General features: G+C 58.5%; 9 protein-coding genes. 6 read left to right on the top strand and 3 right to left on the bottom strand.

What is annotated here, in order from left to right:
• From AXF15_RS00795 to AXF15_RS14425, 3 genes are all read right to left on the bottom strand, one after another.
• Entirely contained in the window at positions 1–672 is a 672-nt protein-coding gene (locus AXF15_RS00795) for a rhodanese-like domain-containing protein (RefSeq protein WP_151192234.1), read from the bottom strand.
• A 79-nt stretch (positions 673–751) separates the two neighbouring features.
• Complete coding sequence (locus tag AXF15_RS00790) at positions 752–4,735, bottom strand: Ig-like domain-containing protein (RefSeq protein ID WP_151192233.1); 3,984 nt, start codon at positions 4,733–4,735, stop codon at positions 752–754.
• Positions 4,736–4,947: 212 nt separating this feature from the next.
• On the bottom strand, positions 4,948–5,313 hold the full coding sequence (locus tag AXF15_RS14425; protein WP_236884790.1) for a hypothetical protein: 366 nt from the start codon (positions 5,311–5,313) through the stop codon (positions 4,948–4,950).
• A gap of 19 nt (positions 5,314–5,332) precedes the next feature.
• Here AXF15_RS14425 and AXF15_RS00785 point away from each other — a divergent pair, with 19 nt between their 5' ends.
• The 6 genes from AXF15_RS00785 (at position 5,333) to AXF15_RS00760 (ending at position 10,675) form a co-directional block, all read left to right on the top strand.
• Positions 5,333–7,387 carry a molybdopterin-containing oxidoreductase family protein gene (locus AXF15_RS00785; protein WP_236884789.1) on the top strand — a complete coding sequence of 685 codons (2,055 nt, stop codon included), beginning with the start codon at positions 5,333–5,335 and terminating at the stop codon, positions 7,385–7,387.
• A gap of 2 nt (positions 7,388–7,389) precedes the next feature.
• Entirely contained in the window at positions 7,390–8,106 is a 717-nt protein-coding gene (locus AXF15_RS00780) for a 4Fe-4S dicluster domain-containing protein (RefSeq protein WP_066601965.1), read from the top strand.
• The gene (locus AXF15_RS00775; RefSeq protein ID WP_066601963.1) at positions 8,099–8,836 is read left to right on the top strand and encodes a cytochrome b/b6 domain-containing protein; all 738 of its coding nucleotides are present in this window, start codon (positions 8,099–8,101) and stop codon (positions 8,834–8,836) included. Before AXF15_RS00780 ends, AXF15_RS00775 begins: the two co-directional genes overlap by 8 nt.
• Before the next feature lie 11 nt (positions 8,837–8,847).
• On the top strand, positions 8,848–9,150 hold the full coding sequence (locus AXF15_RS00770; protein WP_066601957.1) for a ComEA family DNA-binding protein: 303 nt from the start codon (positions 8,848–8,850) through the stop codon (positions 9,148–9,150).
• An 82-nt stretch (positions 9,151–9,232) separates the two neighbouring features.
• Positions 9,233–10,369 (top strand): hypothetical protein, encoded by a 1,137-nt coding sequence (locus AXF15_RS00765; protein WP_066601946.1) that lies wholly within the window; start codon positions 9,233–9,235, stop codon positions 10,367–10,369.
• Between the two features lie 27 nt (positions 10,370–10,396).
• Positions 10,397–10,675 (top strand): transcription factor, encoded by a 279-nt coding sequence (locus tag AXF15_RS00760; RefSeq protein ID WP_236884788.1) that lies wholly within the window; start codon positions 10,397–10,399, stop codon positions 10,673–10,675.
• The last annotated feature ends 299 nt before the right edge of the window (positions 10,676–10,974 follow it).

The following is a 10,974-nucleotide window of genomic DNA, read 5'->3' as shown; positions in this document are numbered from 1 at the left end:
TCAATCATTCCTTTCGTCACAGGGAGAACAGGGTTCGGGAAATATGGGGCTGAGCGCGGCCATACCACCGCGCAGGATGAGGAAGTTTTTCAGCCCGGCCTGGCGGGCATCGCGAATCAGGCGATGCGGAAAACGGCCGTTGGCATCGGCCAGGCATACGGGCATGGAGGCATTGTCCATGCGGTGCAGAAATTCCTGCCGGGATTCCCCGTGTCTTGGCTCAAACACGTGAACCGCAGTGGTGTTCAGGACTGCACTTGCCTTGTGTGACAGCCCGTCCACGACGGCCAGCGCCAAAGGGATCTGCAGGGCATCAGCTTTGAGCGTATTCAAGGAGACTTCCCGGTATTCATCCAAGACAAAGGGATCACCCGTCAAAGAGCCGCCCGCGTCTTGCCAGGCGGGCAGACCGCCCAGCAGGATATGAATCCGCCAGCCCTGTCCGCGTAGGTTCCGGGCCGTTTCGCAGGGTTCGGCCAGACTGTGTCCCGTGCCTACCAGAATCAGCCGCCTGTTTTTGAGGTGCGGCATACCCTCCAACGCCGCCAGGGGAACATTCAGGGAGTGGGGTATGCTGAGCCGCGTGAAATCTTTTGAGGGCCGAAAATCCACCAGTGTATACACGGAGCGCGGCCCATGCTCGGCCACAGCATGTTCTGCTGTCAGAAACATATCCTCTGCCCAAACGGGCAGAGCCGTCAGCATCAGGAAGAATACCGGAGCGAGATGCCTCATTTTTTATCACCGGCTCCTACGGTTCAGCCGGAATCAGCCGCAGCGTGGCGTTATCCGTATTTTCGGCCTCGTCGGCGATGGTATAGACGATTTCTTCTCTGACTGCATTTCTTCGCACAGCCAGTCTGGTTACATAGAAAGAACTGGAATGGAGACCGATCTTCCAGAAATTGACGGGAGAGGCGGTTGTGGCCTGCTCCTCGTCCGTGGGTACCGCCCGCACGCCCAGGTAACGGGCACGTTCAGGCATGGAGATGGCAAGCCCCCGGGTTTTGTGATCCGGCACATGGTGGAAGGCCCCGGCATTGTCCTCGGTATGCAGATAGGAGCCTTGTTCATCGTAGAAGTCGAGGACAAACTGATCCGTTTGTGTCCTGAGAAGTCCCGAGGCTGAGGCTGTATATAGTTGCAGGCGTCTGCCGGGGCGTTCCAGGTCGAAAACCAGCCCCTGTCCGTGCGGCTCCATGAATGGTTTCCAGTTCTTAATGCGTGGTACAAATTTGTGGTCGATAGCCCGGCTGTCTGTGAAGGATTCCTTCACGCCCAGCCCCTGAGAGGAGTTGCTGACACTCTGAACCGCGAAGGGCATTCGGTCCGCAAATGGTCGGGTAAAGCTTTTGGCCTGCACATTGACTCCGCTCTGAGACACGGTGGTATCGGCATCATAGAGCACCGATTCTCCAGGTTGCGGGGTGTAGGTGTACGAACCGTCGACGGCGAGTACGAAGGAGCCGGATTCCAGCCGGACTGTTTCTCCGGCAGCGTACTTCTTGCCCCGATAGAATAGACCGCTGACCCGGATGGTACCGGTTCCGGCCGTATCCGCTTGTCCGCCATCGGGTTTGCCCTGAATGACATTACCCGTGACCACTGTTTCGGAAGCCCGCCAGATACGGTTGTCATCCAGAGCATGGGGCCGTCCGGGGCCGGGTTTTTCTTCGCCTGCCAGAACCGGAACCGGGCGGATGCTTCGTACGGTGCTGATGCCGTCGGTCATATGTGCTCCGATATAATGAAGTCCCGGATTCGCCCCGGTCCAGATCCACTTGTTTCTGCCGTCGGGAAAACTCGTCGCGGCCAGTATCTCAGTAGCATTTTCCCCATCCGGTTTCGGGCAGGAGAACAGGGAGATGGTGATATTGGAGTCCGCGTCCAGATTGTCCCAGGCCAGAGTAAAGGGACCCGCTCCGGGCAGGGTGGAGTCGTCTTCCCACTGGAATGTGGGAGGAGCATCCACTCCAGGAGCGTTTACCAGAAAATCCTGATGGTTGCAGAAAGGACCGGGGCCCATGGAGTCTGCCGCGCGAGCCCGCCATGCCAGGGGGACTCGATGGGGCAGATCCGTTGTCGTCAGCCACCGGGGGGATGTCGAATTGCCTGAGGCGATCAATGTGGAATTGGCATATACTTCAAATTCGTAGTGCAGAATCTCGCCTTCGGGAGCCAGTATCGACAGCCAGGGGCGGAAGAGCCCTGTCGTGGCCCCGAGTTGGGGATCATGGGGCAGCGGCGCGACGGGTGGTTTTTGCCGTACATCCATTACCCCGGAAGTCCAGGAACTGGCTGTGCCGTTTTCCGCCCGCACCCTCCAACCCAGCAGACCGCGCTCCGGAAGGCCGGAGAGTATGAATCTGCCTCGCCCCTGGATGTCCGCCGGGATGGACGCATCCAGTATGAGGCGGCCGGAATCCATCAGCAGGGCCTGGGCACGCAGGGTCAGGCCGGGAAGGCTTCTGACTTCAAGGCTGGCATTCGCGGCATTCACTGTTTCCGGAGCGGAAACCTTTGGTTCGGCAGGCTGCCGGGCGCCTGTTCGGACCGTGAAAGCAGTCCAGGCTGTAGTCTGTTCCAGCCCGTGGATGTCGCATATCTCCGCCCGCCACCAGTATGTCCCGTTGTCTTCCAGCGGAACCGGACTCTGCCAGGCTGCACCTTGTTCCGCCGTCATATTGCCTGAGGAGGCCAGGATGCGCGTCTGATCGGCGCTGATGACAAAGCGTGCCAGAACCGGATCGCCTTCAGGATCTCGGACCGGTCCCAGGCGCAGCCAAGGTCGGAGAGGAACCAGTTCTCCTTCCAGAGGGCTTTCCAACAGGGGCACGATAGGCGGCGCGTTCACGGAACTGGTCCTGAAGCGGACCATGCTCCAGCCACTGCCTGTTCCGGCCCGTCGCAGGCGGGCGCGGAAAACATAACGCCGGTCTTCTTCCAGCGGTGCAGGTGCGGTCCAGGAAACAGCGCCGTCCTTTGGGGTGAGGGTGGCGAAAGCCACGGATTCCAGAGAGTCTGCTGTGAGAATCTGTGCGTCCACCATACATGGTCCCTCGGCGCGGATCAGCTGCAGCCTGAATTCCGGAGTCAGAGTGCCCAGTCTGGCGCCATCCGGCGGGAAGGTTATGTCCGGGGCATGAGGACCCGGATCAAAAACGCGAGGGTCAGTCCCCAAAGCGTACTCTTCGGCGTCGCTTATGCCGTCGTGATCGAAATCTCCGCCGCCATCGCGGTCCAGAGCACCGAAGGTGGACAGTTCCCACAGGTCCGGCAGGCCGTCACCATCCCGATCCTCGGCCTCGTCGACAGTCAGGGTCACGGGCAGAGCGGTGGTGTGCATGCCGTCCGTGGCGCTGAATACTACCGTATGGTTGCCGGTCTGATGCAGTCCTGGGGTCCAGCTCAGGGTCATGGTGCCGTTTTGATGCTGAATGTTCGCCGTCGCGCCTGCAGGTACGGATGTAATGGAGCAACGCAACGTATCGCCGTCGGCATCTGCGGCGATGACCGTGATGGATAGTTGTTTGCCCGCCGCACTGACAGTCGTGCCATTCAGGCTCAGCTCCGGAGCATGGGCATTGGCTGAATTTCCGTCATAGATGGCCGTATAGGACTGGACGGTATCAGTATCGAAAATGCATAATTCCGGCTGCCCCGCGCTTGTGCGGCCTATCCAGGCATTACGTTCGGGCAGCACCCGGCCATCGGCTCGTACCACTTGCACCAGATGCAGATGTCCACCCAGCGGATCCCTTAAGCGGATCAGGCCATGCCCGTTGCTTTGTGCGGCTACGGATACGGCATGGACGGTTCCTTCGTGGCCGGGCAGCGGCGAAGATGTGGCTCCGGAGAGCAGGGTGACGGGTTCGTCTTGCCCGTCCGAACCGTACACGGTCCACGAATGGTTTTCTTCCGACAGAAAATCAGGGATTCGGTCTCGGCCCGGGCTGTCAATTTGTACCTGCCGGAAGAGCAAATGAGTGGTCACATCCCGGATGAGCGAGGTCACGCTGCCGCCCAGTTCGTCGGCATGAGAGATGTCTGCGGCCATGTTTTCTTCAAATGTGCCGTTACGGGAGCACAACATGGTCCATGCAGCCACAGCCGCTCCACCGGCCGGGACGTCGCCCATGGAGACTTTGAGGCCTGGCTGTACGGGAGCGCCGTTCACGCTGCTGCCGGTCATGGAAAAATTGATGAGCAGATGTTGTTTGTTGTCCACAATGGATGGCTGGGACGATTCCACTGTCAGTCTGCGGGCAATGCCCTGGCCGGTATTACGCACTCGCAGACCGAGTTCGAAGGGTTCGCCCGCCCATACGTCACGATGCAGAAAATATTCGAGGAAGAGTTCCGGCATGGGCTTGACCCGGATAATGTCCGGCGTAACCATAACTTCCTGAACGTCTCCACTGCCACCTGTGGAATAGGTCAGTCGTGCTCCGACCTTATACAGGGTGCCTCCTGGACTGCCTGCTCCGGGAATGGGGATGATCAACCAGTACAAATCCGCCGAACTGGCTCCTTTCACCAACCCGCCTTGAGCAGGATTGCCTGCGAAGCCGAGAGCATCCTCCGCCGCATAGCGGGCAAAAAATTTGTAGGCCGTATTGTTGTGTGAGTGCGGAGCTGTGGTGAAGGCTACTTCTTTACCGTCCTCGTCAAAAAACAGCAGTTGCACCTTGACGTTTTGCAGATCGACTCCGGCCACACCATTGTTGATACGCATGTGCGCCTCAAATGCCTGGCGTTCCAGAGTCACTTCCTGACGGATTTCTATTTTTACGGATGCACAGATGGGCTGTGCGGCATAAAGCGAGGGAGAGCAAAAGAAGAATACAAGGCAAAAGAAAACAGCACAGATATGCACATTCCGCGGGGAAACACGTGGCATGACGAGGATGCCTCCAAGGAGAATCGGAAAATAAAAAATTTATGCCATCAAAATTTTAGTTCGAAGTACAAAATGTGCAAAAATTTGTCGAGAGGTGTTGGGAAATTTTTTGGAGTATTATTTTTGGGGCATGGCGCCACGGATGCGTCATCATTCGTCTCAGATTGACCACAAAAATGGCTTTTAATTTGTTGATAAGCCGTTTTTCGCTTGGTATTTGGAATACAAATAGCGGATCGGGAAATTACGGGAACAGGGTGATATATGCGGAAAGATAATAACACCGGTCTCAAAATCAGCCGCCGCTCGTTGCTCAAATCCTGCCTTGCCGGTGCGTCGCTGGCGGCCATCAGGCCTTTCAGCAGAGCCAGCGCTTTCTCTGGAGCATCTGCTTTAAAGAATCCACCGCTCATCCCGCCGGATGCGACGGTTGTGAACGGCTACTGCCCGTTCTGTCAGGTCCGCTGCACCTATCACGCCCGGGTGAGCAGCGGCCGGATCGTGTCCATCACCGGCAATCCCCGCAACCGTTGGACCGGCGGAGCCATGTGCCCCAAGGGGCTGTCCATACTCGAACTCATGAACAGTAAGGAACGGCTTACCGAACCGATGCTCAGGACGGAGCGGGGCTGGAAAACCGTCACCTATGCCGAAGCCGTGGCTCTGGTGGCGGAGAAGCTCATCACTTTGAAAAAGGAGCACGGCCCGAAAGCGGGCGAGCGTCTGGCCCTCACGTCCCCTCTGTGGGACTGCCGCGAAAGCGAGCTGGCCGCTCTCATGACCATGCGCGTGTCCGGCGGTGTTAACATCATGCCCGCTGGAGAGGTCTGCATCAGCACCACCGCCAACGTGTTGAGCATGCTGCTGGGAGCCAACACGTCCACTACTACTGTGGATGAAATCACCAACGCCAGGCTTTTGGTCCTCTGGGGCGCCAATCTGGCCGAGACTTATCCGGTTTATTCGCGCTGGCTGGACAAGGCAAAGGCGGGCGGCACGAAGATCATCTATATTGACCCGCGCAGAACTCCGACCAGCCTGTTCGCGGATGTCCAGCTTCAACCGGAGCCGGGGACGGACGGGGTTCTGGCTCTGGGCACCATACGGCACATTCTGGAGAATGGTTTGTACGATGCCGGGATGGTCGGACGCACGACGACAGGGCTCGAGGCGTTGCGGAAAGGCGCAAGCCCGTGGACGGCAGAAAGGGTGATGGAGATCACTCGATTGGGTGCGGAAGAACTCGGCGCTTTCTATGCCGATGTGGCCGCCAGCGAACGCACCGTCATCTGGATGGGCGGGAGCCTTTGCCGCTTCACCAACGGTGTGCAGACAATCCGCTTCATCATCAGTCTTCAGGGGCTCACGGGCAACATCATCGGCTCCGGCAGGGGCCTTCTGACCATGGAAGGCGGCAAACCCGAGGGTGAAAAGGAATTCATAGACGCAGTCTGCGGTCCGGCCAGCATGCCGGGAGTGAACTTCCGCCGCCTTCTGGCCGCCATGAAGAAAGGCGCCATTGATCTTTTGTTCCTCAATTCCAGCTACCGCCGTTATCCGGACTGTGATGCCGTACGCGAAGCCATGAAGCAGTGCGGCTTCGTGGTGTACCGGGGCTTCTACCGGACCGACGAACTTGAGGTGGCCGATCTCTTCGTTCCGGCTACATATTCACCGGAGAGTTCCGGTTCCCATTATGGCGCGGAAAAACAGGTTGTCTGGCGCGATCAGGCTGTGGAGGCCCCCGGCTCCTGCGTGCCGGACTGGCGTTTCTACCGTGACATAGGGCGGCTGGTCGCTCCGGAAGTCTACCCGGACTTTCGCGATCCGGCGGAGCTTTCCGAGCTTTTCAACCGTACCGTAGACTCCTGGAACGGATTCAGCGTGGAAGCCATGCGCAAGTCGCCGGATGGTCTTGTCTGGCCCCGGCCCCGGACTGACTCGCCCATTCTCACCGGCAGCATTTTCTCCCGCGGTGTACTGGAAACGGAAGACGGTAAACTCAATTTCGTCCTGCCGACGCTGGGTGGCTTTTCGTGGGAATATCCGCGTAGCAGTCCGCACCGGCCCAAGGCGGAGAAGGATTTTCCCCTTGTGCTCATTCAGGGCAAGGTCGTCACTCAGTGGCAGCAGACCATGACCAATTTTTCGCCGTCGCTGTCGAGGATGGCCCGGGGGCGCCTTGTGCAGGTGCATCCGGATACGGCCGCCGCATTTAATCTCGTTCACGGCGATCCGGTCAGGCTCGAAACTGTCGTGGGTGGTCTGGAGGCCCGTGTGGATGTGACCGGCAACATCCGGCCGGGTGTGGTCTTCACTGCCTCGCATTTTGTGGAGGGCAGCCCGTACGCCGGAACCAGGAGCAGGGCGCTGAACTCCATTTTGCCCAACAACTGGGACAGGGTTTCCGCACAATTCAACGGAACCGGGTGCAGGCTGGTCAAGGTGGCAGATTCTGCAAACATCCGTGTGGAGCGGGAGGGCTGAACATGGCGAGATTCATCATGACCGTTGACCCCGCACGCTGTACCGGCTGCATGGCCTGCGTGATGGCCTGTAAAGTGAACAATGCCGTGGAGCCGGATCAGAGCCGCAACTGGGTACGCGTCACTCCGGCAGGTGATCTGCCAACGGGAATGGCCTTCCAGCCCGGAGCCTGCATGCACTGCTCCGAGCCGCTTTGCGTTGAAGCCTGCCCCACAGGGGCGACATTCGTGGACGAAAACTGCGCCGTGCAGGTGCACAACAACCTGTGCATTGCCTGTGGCAGCTGTGCCGAAGCCTGCCCTTACGGGGCGCGGCACATCAATGCCGGAACCCGGCGCATAGATAAATGCGATTATTGCGGCGACAGCCTTGTGCCCCTTGGCCTTGAACCGGCCTGCGTCGGTGTATGCCCGACCAGAGCACGCATTTTCGGAGACGCCGATGACCCGGATTCCGAAGTGGCCGCCATCCTTGGAAGCCGTCGGCCTGAATTCGTGGAGTCGAGGGAAACGCCGACCAGTCCGAGGCTGGCCTATCTCTCCGAGGTCCGGGACAAATACTGGCCCAAAGCGGCTGGAATACCCCTTGCCATCGGTCTGATGGCCCCGGTGGCCGCAGCTTCGCGCTGGCTCGGCGGCCTGACTCTTCTGGGCCTGGCTGCGGTGGGCCTGCGCCAGCTCTTCAATCCGTCCGGAAAGGAAGGAGAGGGTAATGGCTAGCGAAACACGATTTGTCCGGCGCCACAGCCGCGGTGCCATGATCATGCACTGGTTCAACGCCGTCATGTTTATCCTGTTGCTGCTTGGCGGTTTGGGGATGCTGCGCAATCCGGATGTCGTGATCGTCGGGCTGTGGTGGTCCCGCCTGCTGGATGGAATCTTCGGTGCGGACGCTCTGCTGCGCGGGCATATTGCGCTGGGTGTCCTCTGGATGGCGGGCGTGCTGCTGTATGCCGTCTTCTATGTCAGACCCGACGTCATTCCCTTTTTGCGTGAAATCTTCCGTCTCAAACCGGGAAGCGACCTGACATGGTGCCTGCGCAAGACTTTGCGGCTCACCATCGGCGTCAGGGGGATGAAAAAGCTCGGACTGGATCCGGCTCTGCCGCCACAGGGTTTCTACAACGCAGGCCAGAAGTTCGCGGCCATGGCTGTTCTTGTATGCGGCATGGGCCTGTCCGGGAGTGGAACCATACTTTGTCTTAACACCGTCATGGACATGGGGACGCAGCTTACGCAGTGGTGCATGTTTTTTCATCTGCTCTGCGCCGGGATCATGGGGATGGTTCTGCCCATACACATTTACATGGCCGCATTGGCCCCGGGAGAAGCTCCGGCCCTGCGTTCCATGTTCACCGGCACGGTCCCGGAAGATTTCATCCGGCATCATAATCCGCTCTGGCATGCGGAACTTTTTGGCAAAGAAGCGGCTGTGGACAATGAAACCTGAAGGAGGGGCGTATGAGTTTGAAAAATGTGTTGGCTTACATTGCAACGCTGGTGATTCTCTTTTTTGGAGCGGCGGTTCTCTCCGCCGAGACCGAGAAGCTGAACATCAATACCGCCACCGAGGCGGAGCTGGCCGCCCTGCCCGAGATAGGACCGGATCTGGCTGCGGCCATCGTGGAGTACCGTGAACTCAATGGGGACTTCACCGCGACCAGCCAGCTGCTGGAGATCGAAGGTATTGATGAAGCCAAAAAGGAGGAACTTCTGAAGGTGATCGGCATTTACGGAATAGATGGAACGGAATGCTCGTGCTGACGGGTCGTCGGCCGGAATGCCGCCGGGACGGTGTCTGCGGTTCAGGACCGGATTCCGGCCCCCATTTTAACCTGGAGGAAGTATGAAACGCACATCCGGATTTCTGCTGGGCGCACTTACCCTGGCTGTCGCGCTGCCGTGCGTCGTTTTCGGCTCCGAGCGCGTGACCATGCAGTCGCCCGCCAAAGACGCGGCCTATGTCTCGCTGCTGCCCGGAATGGTCAACAACCACAAGCTCAAGAGCTATCTGGGCACGGCACACACCGCAAATGACGGCATTGTCATCCGTCAGAGCTACATTAAAGACGGCAAAATCGTCATTCCCCCGGGAGGCCTTTATGTGACGAGCCGTTCGGGAAACTGGGAGCCGTTCGCGGGCAAGCCCCTGACCATTGCCGGCAAGGAATACGTGGCCATCAACAACATTTCCGAGCGTACGGTGATCAGGAACGTAACCTTCAAGAAGAACCAGGTCATACCCGTGGACAAAAACAGGACGCGAGGTTTTGAGCTCACCAGCATCGATCCCCTGCCGTACTATCTGCCCGGTCAGGGCACCGCCACCTTCAAACTGCTCAAGGCCACGGGCAACTATTACGGCGTCGAGTTTCCCGCCTACGCCGGTGATCTGATCACCAATGTGGCGGACAGCAACTGGTCGAAAGGCACAAAGGAAAAAGAAGGCATTACCGCGCCCACAGCCGAGAACGGGATTGGCGAGGCCCTGTATGCCTCCAGTTTCAGCGGGGTGGGGCGCAGCTATGTAGTCGTTGAATCGATCACCGCTGATGAAGTGAAGGTTCTGGAACTGGCCACTGACAACAGCGTCTGCCTGTATGTCAGTCCGGACAGGCCGCAGGTCAAGGATGTTGTCAAAGGTGACAGTTTCACCATTGCGGGGGGCGTGGTGGATGTTCTGGACGTGACCGCGGACAGTGTGAAAATCCGCCTGAAGGACGCACGGGGCAGTGTTGAAAAGGTGCTTGGCCCCTACAACAGGGAACGCATGAAGTGGGTTCCGCTTTCCACTCCGGCCTGCGCTCCTTTCTGGGCGCTGTCCAAGGGCCAGGATGTGGCCGTGCATATGAACGTGTTCAAGGACGGCGGCCCCATAAGGGCGGGAAAGGCCAGCCTTGTAGCATATTCCGGCGTCATGGGACTTCGCAATTCTGCGGCTTGGGCGGCAGACCCCAGATTTCTCTCTATTCCGGAGACCTGAGCGACGTGCACCTATCCGCACGAGGTCGTGCTGGAAAATGCCGAGAAGATCGTTCTGGATGCCAAGAACAACAAGTATACGGGACCGGAAGGGCAGTTCACCATTGTAATCGACGATTTTGACGGGAAGGCCGTTCAGGCCTGGCACATCGAGACTCCACGCGCCAAGACCGACAACTTGGCCGAACGCGCCCAAGGCAGGCATATAGACGTGGTTGTCGGCGAGGCCTGCCGTTCTACGGCGCACTTTTTCAATCGTGTCTACAAGGACCTCTATAAAGAACAGAAAGCCAAGCTGGCGAAGTAGGAGATCATGCGGGAAGCTCCCGGCGGATGTTTGATCTCCGGGAGCCTTCCTGCCTGTCGGACCCTGGGGGCTGGCTAAAGTTACGGTTCTGACGGAAAGTGATAAGGGGCCGTTCTTATGATTGACGATCCGGATTTTTCAAAATCCATTATTCATTTACTGGTTTTTCTTGCCCTGAAGAATTTGCCGACTGGCTTTTGCTGTCGCTTCTATCCATTGTCCATTCTGCTTCCGCAGTTCTAGCAGCTGTAGTTTGTGCATTGGGGCATCTTTTTTCCGGCGGTATGTGTAGTGCGATG

Source organism: Desulfomicrobium orale DSM 12838 (assembly GCF_001553625.1).
GTDB lineage: Bacteria > Desulfobacterota > Desulfovibrionia > Desulfovibrionales > Desulfomicrobiaceae > Desulfomicrobium > Desulfomicrobium orale.
The sequence above is the reverse complement of the archived record's forward strand: the minus strand, read 5'-3'. Positions and strand labels throughout refer to the sequence as shown.